The organism is Nocardia sp. NPDC051833, assembly GCF_040681225.1.
Taxonomy (GTDB): domain Bacteria; phylum Actinomycetota; class Actinomycetes; order Mycobacteriales; family Mycobacteriaceae; genus Nocardia.
The window spans coordinates 136,831-152,995 of record NZ_JBFAYK010000003.1; the positions used below are offsets into that span (position 1 = coordinate 136,831).

At 70.6% G+C, this 16,165-nt stretch carries 15 protein-coding genes; 10 read left to right on the forward strand and 5 right to left on the reverse strand.

Annotated features, from left to right (window positions below):
• Positions 1-2: 2 nt before the first annotated feature.
• The 8 genes from AB0L91_RS25230 to AB0L91_RS25265 all read left to right on the forward strand — a co-directional run bounded on the left by AB0L91_RS25230 (position 3) and on the right by AB0L91_RS25265 (position 7,727).
• Positions 3-1,172 carry an acyl-CoA dehydrogenase family protein gene (locus tag AB0L91_RS25230; RefSeq protein WP_355281213.1) on the forward strand — a complete coding sequence of 390 codons (1,170 nt, stop codon included), beginning with the start codon at positions 3-5 and terminating at the stop codon, positions 1,170-1,172.
• Positions 1,173-1,187: 15 nt separating this feature from the next.
• The gene (locus AB0L91_RS25235) at positions 1,188-2,345 is read left to right on the forward strand and encodes a CaiB/BaiF CoA-transferase family protein (protein ID WP_365013992.1); all 1,158 of its coding nucleotides are present in this window, start codon (positions 1,188-1,190) and stop codon (positions 2,343-2,345) included.
• Between the two features lie 11 nt (positions 2,346-2,356).
• Complete coding sequence (locus AB0L91_RS25240; RefSeq protein ID WP_365013995.1) at positions 2,357-3,148, forward strand: enoyl-CoA hydratase/isomerase family protein; 792 nt, start codon at positions 2,357-2,359, stop codon at positions 3,146-3,148.
• A complete protein-coding gene (locus AB0L91_RS25245) occupies positions 3,145-4,311 on the forward strand; it encodes a CaiB/BaiF CoA-transferase family protein (protein WP_365013998.1) in 1,167 nt (388 codons plus the stop codon). Before AB0L91_RS25240 ends, AB0L91_RS25245 begins: the two co-directional genes overlap by 4 nt.
• The gene (locus AB0L91_RS25250; RefSeq protein ID WP_365013999.1) at positions 4,304-4,969 is read left to right on the forward strand and encodes a GntR family transcriptional regulator; all 666 of its coding nucleotides are present in this window, start codon (positions 4,304-4,306) and stop codon (positions 4,967-4,969) included. Before AB0L91_RS25245 ends, AB0L91_RS25250 begins: the two co-directional genes overlap by 8 nt.
• Before the next feature lie 43 nt (positions 4,970-5,012).
• Positions 5,013-6,161 (forward strand): acyl-CoA dehydrogenase family protein, encoded by a 1,149-nt coding sequence (locus AB0L91_RS25255; RefSeq protein WP_365014001.1) that lies wholly within the window; start codon positions 5,013-5,015, stop codon positions 6,159-6,161.
• 14 nt (positions 6,162-6,175) lie between these two features.
• On the forward strand, positions 6,176-7,393 hold the full coding sequence (locus AB0L91_RS25260; RefSeq protein WP_365014002.1) for an acetyl-CoA C-acetyltransferase: 1,218 nt from the start codon (positions 6,176-6,178) through the stop codon (positions 7,391-7,393).
• A gap of 112 nt (positions 7,394-7,505) precedes the next feature.
• Positions 7,506-7,727, forward strand: a complete 222-nt coding sequence (locus tag AB0L91_RS25265) for a hypothetical protein (protein WP_357348708.1) — start codon at positions 7,506-7,508, stop codon at positions 7,725-7,727.
• A 173-nt stretch (positions 7,728-7,900) separates the two neighbouring features.
• Here the strand turns inward: AB0L91_RS25265 and AB0L91_RS25270 are convergent, their stop codons facing one another.
• On the reverse strand, positions 7,901-9,298 hold the full coding sequence (locus AB0L91_RS25270; RefSeq protein WP_365014005.1) for an MmgE/PrpD family protein: 1,398 nt from the start codon (positions 9,296-9,298) through the stop codon (positions 7,901-7,903).
• A 23-nt stretch (positions 9,299-9,321) separates the two neighbouring features.
• Positions 9,322-10,803 carry an aldehyde dehydrogenase gene (locus tag AB0L91_RS25275; protein ID WP_365014008.1) on the reverse strand — a complete coding sequence of 494 codons (1,482 nt, stop codon included), beginning with the start codon at positions 10,801-10,803 and terminating at the stop codon, positions 9,322-9,324.
• 285 nt (positions 10,804-11,088) lie between these two features.
• Here AB0L91_RS25275 and AB0L91_RS25280 point away from each other — a divergent pair, with 285 nt between their 5' ends.
• Together AB0L91_RS25280 and AB0L91_RS25285 are read left to right on the forward strand one after the other, a co-directional pair.
• Positions 11,089-12,261, forward strand: a complete 1,173-nt coding sequence (locus AB0L91_RS25280; RefSeq protein ID WP_357348712.1) for a CaiB/BaiF CoA-transferase family protein — start codon at positions 11,089-11,091, stop codon at positions 12,259-12,261.
• A 2-nt stretch (positions 12,262-12,263) separates the two neighbouring features.
• A complete protein-coding gene (locus AB0L91_RS25285) occupies positions 12,264-13,001 on the forward strand; it encodes a nitroreductase (RefSeq protein WP_365014011.1) in 738 nt (245 codons plus the stop codon).
• Between the two features lie 58 nt (positions 13,002-13,059).
• Here AB0L91_RS25285 and AB0L91_RS25290 read toward each other — a convergent pair whose 3' ends face one another.
• From AB0L91_RS25290 to AB0L91_RS25300, 3 genes are all read right to left on the reverse strand, one after another.
• Positions 13,060-14,286 (reverse strand): globin domain-containing protein, encoded by a 1,227-nt coding sequence (locus AB0L91_RS25290; RefSeq protein ID WP_365014014.1) that lies wholly within the window; start codon positions 14,284-14,286, stop codon positions 13,060-13,062.
• Positions 14,283-14,759 (reverse strand): Rrf2 family transcriptional regulator, encoded by a 477-nt coding sequence (locus tag AB0L91_RS25295; protein WP_365014016.1) that lies wholly within the window; start codon positions 14,757-14,759, stop codon positions 14,283-14,285. The genes AB0L91_RS25290 and AB0L91_RS25295 overlap by 4 nt, the downstream gene beginning before the upstream one ends.
• Before the next feature lie 97 nt (positions 14,760-14,856).
• Positions 14,857-16,110, reverse strand: coding sequence for a CoA transferase (locus tag AB0L91_RS25300; RefSeq protein WP_365014018.1), 1,254 nt, complete (start codon positions 16,108-16,110; stop codon positions 14,857-14,859).
• Between the last annotated feature and the right edge of the window lie 55 nt (positions 16,111-16,165).

Genomic DNA, 16,165 nt, shown 5'->3' on the forward strand with positions numbered 1-16,165 from the left:
ACATGACCTCCGCTACCGGCACCGACGACAACGTCGAAGTCGTCCGGCAGGCGACGCGCGAGCTCGCCCGCAAGTTCGACAACAACTACTGGCTGGAGAAGGACAACAAGCACGAGTACCCCTGGGAATTCGTGAAGGCCTTCGCCGCCGGCGGCTGGCTCGGCGCGATGATCCCCGAGGAATACGGCGGCATCGGTCTCGGGCTCAAGGAAGCCGCGGTCATGCTGGGCGAGATCTCGGCCTCCGGCGCCGGCATGAGCGGCGGTTCGGCGATCCACTTCTACGCCTTCCCGCCCGCCCCGATCGTGAAGTACGGCTCGGAGGCGATGAAGCGCGAGTACCTGCCCCAGCTCGCCTCGGGTGATCTGCTGATGGCCTTCGGTGTCACCGAACCCACCGCGGGCGTGGATACTTCGCGGATCAAGACCAAGGCCACCAAGGTCGACGGCGGCTGGGTGATCAACGGGCAGAAGGTGTTCATCACCAACGCTCAGAACGCGCACAAGATCCTGCTGCTGGCGCGCACCTCGCCGCGCCGCGAGGACAAGCCGCTGTGGGGCATGTCGCTGTTCCTGGCCGACATGGATCGCAGCCGGGTCACCGTGCGCGAGATCGACAAGCTCGGCCGCGCCGCGATCGACACCAACGAGCTGTTCATCGACAACCTCGAGGTGGCCGACGACCGGCTCGTCGGCGAGGTCGACAAGGGCTTCTACTACCTGCTCGACGGCCTGAACCCCGAGCGCATCGTGGTCGGCATGGAGGGCATCGGCCTGGGCCGGGCGGCGCTCGAGATCGGCGCCGAATACGCCAAGAACCGGGTGGTGTTCGACCGTCCGATCGGCCAGAACCAGGCCGTCGCGCATCCGCTGGCCGACTCCTGGATCCGGCTGGAAGCCGCCGAGGGCATGGTCATGCGGGCCGCGGAACTGTTCGACGCGGGCCTGCCGTGTGGTCCGGAAGCGGCCGCCGCCAAGTATCTCGGCGCCGAAGCCGGTTTCGAGGCCTGCGACCGGGCGTTCTCGACGCTGGGCGGCTACGCCTACGCGAAGGAGTACCACATCGAGCGGCTGTGGCGGGAGGTGCGGCTGCTGCGCAACGCCCCGTTCTCGCAGGAGATGGTGCGCAACTACATCTCCCAGCAGGTGCTCGGCCTGCCCCGTTCCTACTGAGAGGGATTCGCACACATGACGGGACCATTGGCGGGCGTGCGCGTGGTCGTGCTGGCGGGTATGGGGCCGGTGCCCTATGTCTCGATGTTGCTGGCCGACATGGGCGCCGACGTCGTCCGGGTGGTGCGGCCGCCGCACCGCTCGGCGCGGGAACTGAGCCAGACCGTCGGCCTGACCGAGGAGACCGATGTGGTCAATCGCGGTGTCGGGTCGGTGGCGGTGGATCTGAAGGACCCGGCGGGCCGCGCAGCCGTGCTGCGGCTGGCCGAATCGGCCGAGGTGTTCATCGAGGGCTATCGCCCCGGTGTCACCGAGCGGTTGGGGCTGGGTCCGGACGAGGTCACCGCGCGCAATCCCCGCCTGGTCTACGTCCGGCTCACCGGCTATGGCCAGCGCGGGCCGCGGGCACTGGACGCCGGACACGACATCAACTATGTCGCCCAGTCCGGCGCCCTGCACGCGCTCGCGTCCGAGGGCGGCGCGCCGCGGCCGCCGATCAACCTGCTCGGCGACTACGCGGGCGGGGGCGCGATCGGCGCTTTCGGGATCGCCTGCGCGCTGGTCGAAGCCGGGCGCACCGGCCGGGGCCAGGTGATCGACGCGGCCATGGTCGACGGTGTCGCCGTGCTCACCGCGAAGTTGCAGGGTCTGCGCGCGGCCGGGCTGTATTCCGACGAACCGGGGACGAACTTCCTCGACTCGGGCGCCCCGTTCTACGACACCTACCGGTGCGCCGACGGCCGCTACCTGGCGGTGGGCGCGCTCGAGCCCGACTTCTACCGGCAGTTCCTCGACCGGCTCGGGGTCGACACCACCGACTGGCCCGGCCAGGACGACCGGGCCGAGTGGCCGCGCCTGCGCGAGCTCATCGCCGACGCGGTGGCGCGGCGCACCCGCGACGAATGGTGGCAGGTCTATCAGGGCACCGACGCCTGCGTGTCGCCGGTGCTCACCTTCGACGAGGCCGCCGAGGACCCGCACAATGTCGAACGTGGCGTGTTCGAACGGGTTTCGGGTGTGCTGCATCCGGCGCCCGCGCCGCGGTTCGACCGGACGCCCGCCCGGCCGCCGTCGGTGCCGCCCGCCGGGATCGGCGACCTCGACGAGCTCCTCGCGCGGTGGGCGAGGACCGCGACCCCCACCGGCGCCGACGCGGTGTCGGTCAGCGAATGAAAGGACGACACGTGCCCGGCTACGAGGACTTCTCGGCATTGACGATCGACCGCCCGTCCGAGGGCGTGCTGCGCATCGTCCTGGACGGTCCGAACCTGAATTCGGTCGGAGCCGAGGCACATCGGCACCTGGCCGATGTCTGGCCGGTGATCGCGCTCGACGAGAGCGTGCGCGCGGTGCTCATCCGGGGTGCCGGCGAGCGGGCGTTCTCCGCGGGCGGCAGTTTCGACCTGGTCGAGGACATGATCGGCGACTACGCGGCGCGCACCAGGGTCATGCGGGAGGCGCGGGATCTGGTGCGCAACATCATCGAGGTGCCGCAGCCGATCATCTCCGCGATCAACGGCCCGGCCGCGGGCGCGGGCCTGGTGGCGGCGCTGCTGGCCGACATCTCGGTGGCGGGCCGCCGGGCCAAGATCGTGGACGGGCACGTCCGCCTCGGTGTCGCGGCAGGCGATCACGCGGCGATCTGCTGGCCGCTGCTCACCTCGATGGCCAAGGCCAAGTACCACCTGCTCACCAACGAGGTGCTGACCGGCGAGGAGGCCGAGCGCATCGGCATGGTCTCGCTGTGCGTCGACGACGACCAGGTCCAGGACCGGGCGATGGCGATCGCGCGGAAGCTGGCCGCGGGGTCGCGGGCGGGCATCCAGGGCACCAAGATGGCGCTCAACGGCTGGTATCGCCAGGCGATGCCGATCTTCGACGCCTCGCTGGGCCTGGAGTTCTACCACTTCGGCGGCCCCGATGTCGCCGAGGGCGTCGGTTCACACCGGGAGAAGCGGGAGCCGAAGTTCACATGAGCACCGAACGCGCGCGCGGCCCGCTGGCCGGGGTGACGGTGATCGGCCTGGAACAGGCCATCGCCGCCCCGCTGTGCACCCGTCACCTCGCCGATCTCGGGGCCCGGGTGATCAAGATCGAACAACCGGGATCGGGCGACTCGACCCGGCACTACGACACCGTGGTCGGTGGGCTGTCGGCCCACTTCACCTGGCTCAACCACGGCAAGGAATCCGCGGCGCTGGACCTGCGCGCGGCCGAGGACCTCACCTTGCTCGAGCGCATGCTCGAGACCGCGGACGTGCTGGTCAGCAATCTCGGCCCGGGCGCGCTGGACCGTCTCGGGCTCGGCGTCGACGAGCTCGCGCGCCGCTACCCCCGGCTGATCATCGTCGACATCTCCGGCTACGGCCGCGGCGGTCCCCTCGACCACAAGCGCGCCTACGACCTGCTGATCCAGGCCGAGGCCGGTTCGTGCGCGATCACCGGCACCCCCGACCATCCGGCGAAGCCCGGCATCCCGGTGGCCGACATCGGTACCGCGCTGTACTCGTACTCGGCGGTGCTGGCCGCGCTCTACGACCGCGAACGCACCGGGCACGGCGCGATCGTGCCGGTCGCCATGCTCGACGTGGTGTCGGAGATGATGGGCTTCGCGCTCAACCAATTCCTGCACACCGGAACCGAACCCGTGCCGGTGGGCATGGGTTCGCCGATGATCGCGCCCTACGGGTCGTATCCGACCGCGGACGGGCAGGTCGCCGTGCTCGGCACGACCAGCGATCGCGAGTGGCGCAGGCTCACCGAGCTGATGAACCGCCCCGATCTCGCGGCGGACGCGCGCTACGCGCACAACGACGACCGCGTCGCCTGCCGCGCGGAACTCGATGTGGCGGTGGGGAAGTGGTGCGCCGAGCGCACCCTCGCCGAAATCCAGGCCGCCGCCGACGCGGCGGGCATCGGCAATGCCCGGCTCAACGGTGTGCGTGAACTCGCCGAGCACCCGCAACTGCGTGACCGCGGGCGCTGGCGGGAGATCGGCACCCCCTCGGGCCCGGTGCCTGCCCTGCTGCCGCCGGGCACCGCGCTCGGCTGGCCCGCCGTACACGGATCGGTCCCGGCGCTCGGCGCCGACACCGCCGCGCTCCGCGCCGAATTCGCGCCCGAGTCCGCCGATGTATGACGGCGCCCCGCGCATCGGGCCCGCGCTGAGCCTGAAGAGCACCGCGGCACAGGAGATCCGGCGACGAATCTTCGCCGGCGAGCTGCGCCCGGGCGACAAGATCGACCAGAGTGAGATCGCCGAGTCGCTCGACATCAGCAAGCTGCCGGTGCGCGAGGCGCTGATCGCCCTCGACGTGGAGGGCGTGGTCGACATGCCGCCGCGGCGCGGGGCCTACGTGGCGCCGATGAGCCGCGACGACGTGCGCGATCACTACTGGCTGCTCGGCGTGGTGTCCGGGCTGGCCGCCGCGCGGGCGGCCGGCCGGATCTCGGCGACCACCCTGGACCGGCTCGACCTGATCCTGCGCCGGATGGAGGAGTCCGGCGCCAGCGCGGAGCGGGAGGCGCTGAACTTCGCGTTTCATCGAGAGATCAACCGCGCCTCCGGATCTCGCCGCCTGATCTCCGAGCTCAAGGTGCTCGGCAGCGCGGGACCGCACGGCTTCTACGAGGCGCACGACGACTGGCCGGAGACCGCCGATCGCGACCACCGCGAGATCGTCGCCGCCCTGCGCGCCCGCTCGGCCCCGCTGGCCAGGCAGGCCACCGAGGAGCATTTCCAGCACGGCGGGAACCGGGCGGTGGAAATGCTCGAGTCCCGCGGATTCTGGCAGTGATATAATATTTTATGTACAAACTATGGGAAGGTGGCAGGTAGGCATGAGTCTCACGGCCGACGAGCAGCAGATGGTCGACCTGGTCGCGGAATTCGTCGATCAGCGGGTCAAGGACCGGGTTCGCGAATTCGAAGAGGACGACATCTATCCCGAGGAATTCATCGAGGAGATGAAGAAGCTCGGGTTCTTCGGGCTGCTCGCGCCCGCCGAGTACGGCGGCGTCGACGTGAGCACCGCCTGTTTCGCCGGGGTCACCGAACAGCTGGCCCGTGGCTGGATGAGCCTGGCGGGCGCGATCGGCGGTCACTCGGTGATCACCTACCTGATCCGGACCTTCGGCACCGACGAGCAGAAGCAGAAGTACCTGCCGAAGATGGCCGAGGGCGCGATCCGCGCGACCATGGCGCTCACCGAGCCCGGCGGCGGCAGCGACCTGCAGGCCATGCGCACCGTCGCGGTGCGCGACGGCGACCAGTGGTCGATCTCGGGCTCCAAGACCTGGATCTCGAACGCCGCGCACTCCGGCCTGATCGGGCTGCTCTGCATCACCGACAAGGACGCGAAGCCCGCGCACAAGGGCATGAGCGTGATCCTGGTCGAACCCGGTGACGGGATGATCATCTCCAAGAAGCTGCCCAAGCTCGGCTACCGCGGCGTCGAGGCCTGCGAGCTGGTGTTCGACGGTCGCAAGGTCGGCGACGACGCGATCCTCGGTGGCGTGCCGAACCAGGGCTGGTCGCACATGATGCGCGGACTCGAGGTCGGGCGCATCCAGGTGGCCTCGCGCGCGCTGGGCGTCGGCCAGGCCGCGCTGGACGCCGCCGTGCGCTACGCGCAGGAACGCCAGTCCTTCGGCAAGCCGATCTGGAAGCACCAGTCCATCGGAAACCTCCTCGCCGACATGGCGACCAAGCAGCGCGCCGCCCGTCTGCTGACCCTCGACGCGGCGCAGAAGCTGGACGCGGGGGAGCGGGCCGACATGGAGGCGGGCATGGCCAAGCTGTTCGCCTCCGAGACCGCGATGCAGATCGCGCTCGACGCGATCCGGGTGCACGGCGGCTACGGCTACTCCAAGGAATACGACGTGGAGCGGTACTTCCGCGACGCGCCGCTGATGATCGTCGGTGAGGGCACCAACGAGATCCAGCGCAATGTCATCGCCGCACAGTTGATCGCGCGCAACGCGATCTGATCGGAGCCATTCGGATGTCAACCCTGCGCAGGGCCGCGATCGTCGCGCCCACCCGCACTCCCGTCGGTACCTTCGGCGGCTCGCTGCGTGACGTCCCGGTCGAGGACCTGGGCGCCACGGTCGTGCGGGCGGTTGTCGAGCGTTCGGGCATCGACCCCGAACGCATCGACGACGTCGTGTTCGCCCAGTCCTACGCCAACTCCGAGGTGCCCTGCGTCGGCCGCTGGCTGGCCTTGCACGCCGGTTTGCCGATCACCGTGCCCGGCATGCAGCTCGACCGCCGCTGCGGCGGTGGCCTGCAGGCCCTGGCCACCTCGGCGATGATGGTGCAGACCGGCGCGGCCGACGTGGTGCTGGCCGGCGGCGTGGAGTCGATGAGCCGCATCGAGTACTACTCCACCACCGCGCGCTGGGGCGCGCGGGCGGGCACCGTGCAGCTGTTCGATCGGCTCGACCGGGGCCGCGAGCGGTCTCAGCCGGAAGCGCGCTTCGGCAAGATCTCCGGGATGATCGAGACCGCCGAGAACCTGGCCCAGGACTACGGCCTGATGCGCGAGGAGGCCGACGCCTTCGCCGCGCGCAGTCATCAGCGGGCCGCGGCGGCGTGGGCCGAGGGCCGCTTCGCCGACGAGGTGGTGCCGGTGACGGTGCCCCAGCGCAAGGGCGATCCGATCGTCTTCGCCGCCGACGAGGGCATCCGGCCGGAGTCCACCCCGCAGACCCTGGCGAAGCTGCGCACCCTCACCCCCGGCGGCACCGTCACCGCGGGCAACTCCAGCCAGCAGAACGACGCCGCCGCCGGGCTGCTCGTCGTCGCCGAGGACCAGCTCGACGCCCTCGGCCTGGAGCCGATCGGGTTCCTCACCGGCTGGGCCGCCGCGGGGTGCGAGCCCTCGCGCATGGGCATCGGCCCGGTGCCCGCCGTCGCGAAACTCGCCGCACGCCTGGGCACCGAGACCACGGCGCTGCTGGACTCGATGGACCTCGTCGAGGTCAACGAGGCGTTCGCGGTGCAGGTGCTGGCGGTGCTGGAGGGCTGGGGCTGGCGCGATCACGACAAGCTCAACGTCAATGGTTCCGGCATCTCGCTGGGCCATCCGATCGGCGCCACCGGCGTGCGCATGGTGACCACCCTGCTGCACGAGTTGCGCCGCCGCGGCGGTGGTCGCGGTCTGGCGACCATGTGCATCGGCGGCGGCCAGGGACTGGCCGCCACCTTCGAGACCGCCTGAAACACCCGTTCAGGCAACGACTGTGCCCCGGCGAACCGAACAGGCCCGCCGGGGCACGGTCATTTGTCCCCCGATCCGAGCGAGGAACGATGAAGCAGCAGGCCAGGACCCCATGAAGCCCGGGAAGCGATCACCGCTGCCGGAGGAACCCGACATCCGTCTGATGGTCCAGTTCGCCACCATCAGGATGGAATTCGCCGCCTGTCTCACGGCCGCGCTCGTCTTCGTCCAGGACATGGCGGCCGGTTGTCGTCCGTGCACCGTCTCGGTCGCGTCCGGACACTGCGCCGGGCTGCCCAGGTTGCCGAACGAACGCCTGTACCTGTTGCCCTGAATCGGTGGCAGACACCTCGATCGACGAACCGCAGGAACGGCCCGGCATCGGCCACGAGCGGCCTGGGCCGGTGACGGCCGACCTGAGCGCCTGCCGGGTGCGGCGCGGACGACCAACCCCTTCGGACCCGAATCGCGCTGGGCGGTTCGGGTCCGAAGGGGTTTCGTGGTGGATCAGACGCGCAGGAGTGCGGCGAAATCGGTCGCCGGGGTGGCGGGATCGCCCGCCGTGATCGCCCCCAGCAGGGCTTCACTGCGCTCGGCGCCCAGGTCGGTGACCGTGAGTTCGCGGAACTTGGCGTCCAGATCGGCCTGCGACATCGGGTTCTCGGCGGTGCCGCGCGGGTTGTCGACGAAGACGTGGCGGGTGCTGCCGTCGCGGTAGGTGACCGTGATGTCGGCGATCCAGCGGCCGGGGTATTCGGCGTCGAGGGCGGGGTCGACCTCGATCTTCACCCGGCGGGCCATGGTCGCGACCTCGCTGCCCTCGCTCAGGTCGAGGCGGCCCGCCATGTAGTCGTGGTGGGTGCGGAAGCCGTTGCCGCGGCCCAGGATCGCCAGCGCGAACTGGAACGGCAGGCTGTACTGCAGGTGCTCGATGATCTGCGGGGCGTAGGCGTTGGCGTTCTGGTTGCCGATCACCACGTCGCCGCCGGACTGGATGCCGAGGCGGATGGTGTCGATCTCGCCCGCCCGCGCGGTCAGCTGCTGGGCGCCGTCGATGTAGGCGTGGTTGATCCCGCAGCAGCAGTACGGCTTGATCCACACCCGGGTGATCTCGAACGACGCGTCCGGCGCGAACAGGGCTGCGGCGGCCGCTTCGTCGACCGGTCGGCCGACGAAGCTGCGGTAGAAGCCTTTCCGGCCGCTGAGGAAGGTGGTCGGCCCGGTGATGCCCGCGGCGGCCATCTCGGCGGCGCGGATGCCGTTGCGGGTGCCGATCCCGGAGTGCAGCCGCTTCACCGAACCGCCCGAGGAGGTGTACTCGGTGGTGCCCGAGCTGTGGCTCATCGCGATCGAGAGCGCGTGCACCGTGCGCTCGAGGTCGAAGCCGCGCATCTTGGCCACCACCGCCGCGGCGCCGAACGCCGACAGCAGACCGTGCGGATGGAACCCGCGCTCGAGCAGCTGCGGCGCGGCCAGGATGCCGATGCGGGTGTAGACCTCGTAGCCTGCCACGATGCCGGTGATCACCTCGGCCATCGAGGAGCCCAGCTCCTCGCCGACCGCGATGGCGGCCGAGACGACCGCGCTGCCGGGATGGCTGGAGCTGGACCGGTGGGCGTCGTCGTACTCGAAGCCGTGGCCGTAGGTGGCGTTGACGAACGCCGCGTCGGCGGCGCTCATCGCGTCACCGGAGGCGGTCACGTGCGCGCTGCCCGGCGCGTGCGAGGCCTTGGTCAGGTCGAGCACGGCCCGGCTCCACGACAGCGAGGCGCAGGCGATCTGCACGCCGAGCTGATCCTGCATCAGTCCGCGCGCGCCCGCGAGCGCGTCGGCCGGGATCGAGTCGAAGTCGAGCTCGGTGACCAACCGGGCGACGGCGGCCTCGAGCGGGGGAAGGGAAGACATGGCGAACCTTTCGGGTGTCTGCGTCAGGCCAGGGTGTCCAGCAGCGGCTGCGGCAGGCCGTAGGACTTGAGCTCGACATAGGCGTCGAAGCCCTCGATCCCGGCCTCGCGGCCGATGCCGCTGTTCTTGAATCCGCCGATCGGCGCGAAGAAGCCGGCGGGGGTGCCGTTGAGTTCGACGGTGCCGGTACGGATGTGCCGGGCCACGGCCAGGGCGTGCGCCGGGTCGGCGGCGAACACCGAGCCGTTGAGGCCGTAGCTCGAGTTGTTGGCGATCTCGATCGCCTCGGCCTCGGTGTCGAAGGTGTGCACGGTCAGCACCGGACCGAAGACCTCCTCCTGGGCGATCGCGGCGTTCGGGTCGACGTCGGCGAAGATCGTCGGCTGGACGAACCAGCCGCGGTCCAGGCCCTCGGGCCTGCCGCCGCCGGCCAGCACCTGGTTGCCCGCGTCCCGCGCCGCGGCGATGTAGCCCTCGACCCGGTCCCGCTGCGCGCGGCTCACCAGCGGGCCCACCTCGGTCGCCGGATCGAACGGATCGCCGACCGGCATGGAGCCGATCATGTCGCGGAGCCGGTCGTAGAGGTCGTCGCGCAGCGAACGGGCCACCACGATGCGGGTCTTGTTGCTGCACACCTGGCCGCTGTTGCGCAGCGAGAGCGCGCGGATGACCGGCACGGCCGCGTCCAGGTCGGCGTCGTCGAGCAGCACCGCCGCGGACTTGCCGCCGAGCTCCAGGGTGACCCGGCGCAGGTCCTCGCCGCAGATCGCGGCGATCCGCCTGCCCGCCGCGGTGGATCCGGTGAACGAGACCTTGTCGATGCCGGGGTGACGCACCAGGTGCTCGCTGACCTCGCGCCCGGCGACCACGACATTGAGCACGCCCGCGGGCAGCCCGGCCTGCTCGAAGATCTCGGCCAGCAGGTAGGCCGAGAGCGCGGTCTCCGGTGACGGCTTGAGCACCACGGTGCACCCGGCCAGCAGCGCGGGCGCGAGCTTGATGATCGCGATCTGCAGCGGGGCGTTCCACGGCACGATCGCGGCCACCACACCGACCGGCTCACGAGTGACCAGCGCGTTGCCGGTGACCGAGCGGCGGATGTCGGACCACTGGTACTGCGGCGCGAGCTCGAGGAACGCGTCGAGCAGCATCCGCGTGCCCATCGACTGCATCCTGGTGGACAGCGTGATCGGGCAGCCCATCTCCGCGCTGATCAGCCGGGCGACCTCGTCCTGGCGCGCGGCGAGCCCCTCGCTCACGCGGGTGAGCACGGCGATCCGCTCGGCGAGCTCCAGGCGCGGCCATGCTCCGCGGTCGAACGCGGCCCTGGCGGCCGCGACGGCGGCGTCGATATCGGCTTCGGCTCCGTCGGCTACGCGGGCCAGCACCTCTTCGGTGGCGGGCGAGACGACCTCGAACGTGCGGTCGGTGGCCGGGGCCACCCACGCGCCGCCGATGAACAGCTTGTCGAACTGTCCTTGCCAAAGCTCTGTCTGAACACTCATGGAGGAGACCTTCTTGTTCTCTATGGCGATGGTTGCCGACCGGAAAAGACCTGGTCGGCGGCGGTGCCACGGGCCGGGCCGCCGATGGCCTGTGACCGGAGTCATGTAAATTATATGATATAACGTAGCTCACCGGCCGACTTCGCTGTGTCGGGGACCACTTCCCCGAGTATGGCGATCGCCTGGCTCATCTTCTGTCGCCGGTAATCCGCCCCCTGTGACCGCCACCACGATCGGTCATGCGATAATATATAATATGAGCCAGTGAGAGAGGGAGACAGGGCTATGCAGCACAAGCCACTCGACGGCATCCGGATCCTCGAGATCGGGGGATACATCGCGCTGCCGTTCGCCACGTCGATGCTGTGCGCGCTCGGCGCCGAAGTGGTGAAGATCGAGCGCCCCGTCGTCGGCGAGGATTTCCGTCGCCACCAGAACGACGGCAGCCCGTACTTCCGTCAGTACAACACCGGCAAGCGCAGTCTCGCGGTGGATCTCAAGCGTCCCGAGGGCGTCGCCCTGGTGAAGGCGCTGGTGCCGCACTTCGATGTGGTGCTCGAGAACATGCGCCCCGGCAAGGTGGCCGCCATGGGTCTCGGCCCAGACGAGTGCCGGGCACTGCGTCCCGACATCGTCTACGGCTCGGTGACCGGCTTCGGCAACGGCGGTCCGCTGTCCAACCGGCCCGCCTACGACACCATCGGCCACGCCTTCGGCGGCCTGTACTCCCTGTTCGGCGACGAGGGCAGGCCGCAGCTGACCGGTGGCCTGAGCGCCGACCTGGTCACCGGCCTGAGCACCGCCGCGGGCGTGCTGGCCGCGCTGGTCGGCCGGCTGCGCACCGGGGAACCGCAGCACGTGGAGACCTCGATCATGGAGGCCGTCAGCGTGCTCGCCACCGACGGGATCACCCAGGCCTTCGAACTGGGCGCCGACCCGACCCGCGAGAGCAGGCATCCGCAGGCGCAGAATTTCTGTGTGAAGACCGCGTCGGGGGAGTTCCTCGCGGTGCATCTGTCCTCGTCGCAGAAGTTCTGGCAGTCGCTGTGCCGGGCGATGGACCGCCCGGACCTGGCCGAGGACCCGCGCTTCGCGGAGTACCGGCCGCGCGAGGCGCACTACTTCGAGCTGGCCAAGATCGTCGAGGCGGAGTTCGAGCGGCGCACCTTCGCCGAATGGGAGGCGGCGCTCACCGCGCAGGATGTCCCGTTCGCGCCGGTGCTGTCGATGACCGGCTATGTCGACCACGAACAGGTCGACTGGCTGCGCATGGTCGAGCCGCAGGACGACGGCCTCGCCCTGGTGCGCCCGCCGTGGCGGTTCGACGGTGAACGCCCCGATCGTCCCGGCGCCGCACCGCGCGTCGGTGCCGACAGCCGGACCGTCGCCGCCGAGGTGTACACCGCCGAGCAGATCGAGGCCCTGATCGCCGCCGGTGTGGTTTCGGTGGAGGACTGAGGATGACCGAGACCACCGACACGCTGGCCGAGGCACCTGCCCTCGCGCAGAACGGGGATCGTTCCGCCTACCTGGCCGAGCTGCTGACCAGCCGCTGGAGTTGCCGCGCCTACGACCAGCGCGAGGTGCCGCGGCCGGTGATCGAACGGCTGCTGAGCCTGGCGCAGCGCTCCGCGTCGTGGTGCAACACCCAGCCGTGGCAGGTCATCGTGACGAGCGGTGCCGGGACCGAGCGCTTCCGCGCGGGGCTCGCCGAGTATTCGGCGGCGCACGGGGCCGACCACGGTGACGAGTTCGAGTTCCCGCCACCCGGCGCCTACACCGGGGTGTACCGCGAGCGGCGCCGCGCCAGCGGCTGGCAGCTGTACGAGGCGGTCGGTGTGGCACGCGGCGACCGGGAGGCGTCGGCCCGCCAGGCGTTCGAGAACTTCCGGCTCTTCGGCGCCCCGCACGTCGCGATCGTCACCACCGACGCCGAACAGGGCGTCTACGGCGCGGTCGACGGCGGCCTGTACATCGGCACCTTCCTGCTCGCGGCCGCCAGTCTCGGGCTGGCCGCCGTCCCACAGGCCGCGCTGGCGGGCCGCTCCCGGTTCATCCGCGAGTACTTCGACATCCCGGCCGACCGCAAGATCCTCGCCGGGATCTCGTTCGGCTATGCCGCCGCCGATCATCCGGCCAACAGCTACCGGACCGCCCGTGCCCCGCTGAGCGAGGTCGTCAGCTGGCGGGATCAGTAGACGGAGACAGTGTCGTCTCCGGCCCGCCCCGGCTGTCGGTGCCGGGGCGGGGCTCAGCTCAGGCGCCGAGCCGCCAATCGGTGGGCGTGAACTGTTCGATGTGCACCCGCTCGGCGGGGAGGCCCGCGGCGGCCGCCTGTGCGCGGATCGCGTCGAGGAACTCGTCGCCGCCGCACACGTAGATCTCGGCGTCGTCGGGCAGCGTGACCGCCGACAGGTCGAGACGGCCACGGTGCGCGCCGTCGGTCGCCTCGGCGTACCAGAACGCGACCTCGGCCCGTTCGAGCCGCTCGACGAGGGCGAGCACGCGCGCCCGCAACGGGTGGGTGCCCGCGCTGTGATCGGCGTGCAGCACCTGCACCGGCCTGCCCTGGTCGCGCGCGGCCAGGTGTTCGAGGATGCCCACCATCGGAGTCGCGCCGATACCGGCGGAGATCAGCACCAGCGGGGTGGTGGCGTCGGGATCGATGGTCAGTTCGCCGAACGGCAGCGAGATCTCGAGCTCGTCGCCGACCGCGACCCGCTCGTGCAGCCAGGTCGACACGGCCCCCGCCGGGCAGCCCGGCCGCGCCGCGACCCGCTTCACCGCGAAGCTCAGCGTGCCGTCCCCGCCCGCGCCGATCAGACTGTACTGACGCAACTGCCTGGCACCGTCGGGCAGCCGCACGCCGACCGAGATATATTGTCCGGCAACGAATCCGGGTAGCTCGTCGGCCGGGTCGACGGCCCGCACCCGGAACACCGCGACCCCGGCCGGATCATCGGTGCGCGCGGTCACGGTGACGGCTCGCCAGACCTGCCCCGGCTGTACCCCGGCCTCGATGTAGAGCTGTTTCTCCAGGTCGATGAGTGCGTCGGCCATCAGCCAGTACACCCGGTCCCAGGCCGCTGCGACGGGCGCGGTGACCACGTCGGCGCCGAGGACCTCCACGATCGCGGCGAACAGATTGTCGTGCACCACCCGGTACTGATCGGCGGTGACGCCGAGCGAGGCGTGCTTGTGCCCGATTCTGGCCAGCACGGCCGACGGGTGCGGTAGCGCGGGGTCGACGAGGTAGGTCGCGAAGGTGGCGATCGCCGCCGCGAGCGCGCGTTGCTGACTGCCCGCTGCCTGGTTGCCGTGATTGAACAGCTCACGCAGCAGCTCGGGATGGTTGCCGAACAGCGTCCGGTAGAAGACGGTGGTGATCTCGTCGACGGCGTCGGCGATCACCGGGAGCGTGGCGCGCACGATCTCGGCCTGTGCCGGGGCGAGTTCGGGGTGCGAGCGGGTGGTGGCGGTCATCGGGGGAACTCCTCGGCGTCGGCGGGCGAGCGCTGCGGCGGATGAGCGCGCAGCGGCAGCAGCTGTCCGGCCGCACCGGCGACGAGATCGGCCACCGTGAACCGGTCGAGCTCGCGATAGAACGCCTCGGTGGCCTGCGCCAGCGCATGGCGCAGCCGACACCCCGCGATCATCGGGCACGACGGCGGTCCCGCGCAGTCGACGACCTCGGGGCGCTGTTCCAGTTGCCGGATCAACGTCCCGAGCCGGGTCGAGCGCGCGGTGCCGGTGAGCATCAACCCACCGCCGCGGCCGCGGCTCGTCGCGATCACGCCGATCTCGACGAGCCGGGCCACCACCGTGGAGACGGTGCGTTCGGAAGCGCCGACCTGGTGGGCGATCGCCTTGATCGTCACCCGGTCGCCGAGCTGGTCGGCCGCGGCCAGGCGCATCACGGCGCGCATCCCGATGTCGGTGGACGCGGTCAGCTGCATGGCTCGACGCTACCGCCCGGCGAACCCGGTATTCGCCCTGATCAGCGGTGTCTTCGATTACGCACAGCGGTGCGTAATTGCGGTCACAACCGGGGAGTCACACCCGCGTGCCGTCGCCGAGGACGCCCGCGGCGCGGAGTTCGGCCAGCTCGCTGTCGCCGAGCCCGAGCACCTCCGCGAAGACCTGGTCGGTATCGGAGCCCAGGGCCGACGCGGGGCCGACCGGGCCGTAGTCGCTGTGCTCCCGGATCGGGCTGTGCGCCGAGATGACCGGACCGATGCCGGGCTGGTCCAACTCGGTCAGCACACCGCTCGCCGTGCCCGCCGCGAAATCGGCCACCACGTCGCTCATCTGGCGATAGCGGCTCCACAGCACGCCGGCCGCGGTGAGTGCCGCGCCCGCGGCGTCGACGGTGAGCTCGGCGAACCAGGGGCGCATCACCGCCGCGATGGTCTCCCGGTGGACGTAGCGATGCGCCTCGTCGGCGAAGTCGACACCGAGTGTCGCCTCCAGCGAGGCGATGACCGTCGCCGTCCCGGTCGCGGTGCACAGGGCCTGCCATTGGCGCGGCGTCAGCGCGACGACCATCACCCGGCCGCCGTCGGCGGTCACGAAGTCGGCGCCGAACGAGCCGTACATGAAATTGCCGTGCCGCGGCCGGTCGCCGCGTTCCCGAACCTCGCTGAGCCAGCCCAGATTGGCGACACCCGCGAGCGCGACGTCGGCCAGCGCGATCTGCAGATGCGCGCCGTCGCCGGACCGCTGCCTGCGATGCAGCGCCGCGAGCAGTGCGGTGGTTGCGGTCATCCCGGCGATCAGATCCCACGCGGGCAGCACATGATTGACGGGTGTGCGGGAGTCGGCGGGCCCGGTCAGATCGGTGACGCCGACCTCGGTGTTGACGGTGTAGTCCACCGCGGGCCCACCGCCCGCCTGGCCGCCGATGTGCACCTTGATCACGTCGGCGCGTCGGGCCGCGAGCGCCTCATAGGAGAACCAGGGTCGCCCGACCGCGTTGTCGACGACGATGCCCGCGTTCGGGCCCGGCGCGGTCGCCAGCGCCAGCACCAGTTCCCGGCCCTGCTCGCTGCGCACATCGACGGCCACCGACCGCTTCCCGCGATTGAGCGAATTCCAGTACAGGCTCTCGCCGTTGGCGCGCGCCACCGGCCACCGCCGGTAGTCCGGCCCGCCGCCGAGCGGGTCGATCCGGATCACCTCGGCGCCGAGCTGGGCCAGCGTCATGCCCGCCGACGGACCCGCGACGAAACTCGCGAACTCGACGACCCGCAGTCCATCGAGCGGGCCGCTCATCCGCGTGCCGGGTGCGAGGTGGCCGGGCTCGTGCATCGCGTCTCTCCTTTGTTCGCGGCGAACCGCCTATAGTTCGAATATAATATATCTA

What these genes read in the sequence shown, in the direction of transcription:
- AB0L91_RS25230 (WP_355281213.1), top strand. Translation starts at nt 3, where the DNA reads ATGACCTCCGCTACCGGCACCGACGACAACGTCGAAGTCGTCCGGCAG.
- AB0L91_RS25235 (WP_365013992.1), top strand. Translation starts at nt 1,188, where the DNA reads ATGACGGGACCATTGGCGGGCGTGCGCGTGGTCGTGCTGGCGGGTATG.
- AB0L91_RS25245 (WP_365013998.1), top strand. Translation starts at nt 3,145, where the DNA reads ATGAGCACCGAACGCGCGCGCGGCCCGCTGGCCGGGGTGACGGTGATC.
- AB0L91_RS25250 (WP_365013999.1), top strand. Translation starts at nt 4,304, where the DNA reads ATGTATGACGGCGCCCCGCGCATCGGGCCCGCGCTGAGCCTGAAGAGC.
- AB0L91_RS25255 (WP_365014001.1), top strand. Translation starts at nt 5,013, where the DNA reads ATGAGTCTCACGGCCGACGAGCAGCAGATGGTCGACCTGGTCGCGGAA.
- AB0L91_RS25260 (WP_365014002.1), top strand. Translation starts at nt 6,176, where the DNA reads ATGTCAACCCTGCGCAGGGCCGCGATCGTCGCGCCCACCCGCACTCCC.
- AB0L91_RS25265 (WP_357348708.1), top strand. Translation starts at nt 7,506, where the DNA reads ATGAAGCCCGGGAAGCGATCACCGCTGCCGGAGGAACCCGACATCCGT.
- AB0L91_RS25270 (WP_365014005.1), bottom strand. Translation starts at nt 9,298, where the DNA reads ATGTCTTCCCTTCCCCCGCTCGAGGCCGCCGTCGCCCGGTTGGTCACC.
- AB0L91_RS25275 (WP_365014008.1), bottom strand. Translation starts at nt 10,803, where the DNA reads ATGAGTGTTCAGACAGAGCTTTGGCAAGGACAGTTCGACAAGCTGTTC.
- AB0L91_RS25280 (WP_357348712.1), top strand. Translation starts at nt 11,089, where the DNA reads ATGCAGCACAAGCCACTCGACGGCATCCGGATCCTCGAGATCGGGGGA.
- AB0L91_RS25285 (WP_365014011.1), top strand. Translation starts at nt 12,264, where the DNA reads ATGACCGAGACCACCGACACGCTGGCCGAGGCACCTGCCCTCGCGCAG.
- AB0L91_RS25290 (WP_365014014.1), bottom strand. Translation starts at nt 14,286, where the DNA reads ATGACCGCCACCACCCGCTCGCACCCCGAACTCGCCCCGGCACAGGCC.
- AB0L91_RS25295 (WP_365014016.1), bottom strand. Translation starts at nt 14,759, where the DNA reads ATGCAGCTGACCGCGTCCACCGACATCGGGATGCGCGCCGTGATGCGC.
- AB0L91_RS25300 (WP_365014018.1), bottom strand. Translation starts at nt 16,110, where the DNA reads ATGCACGAGCCCGGCCACCTCGCACCCGGCACGCGGATGAGCGGCCCG.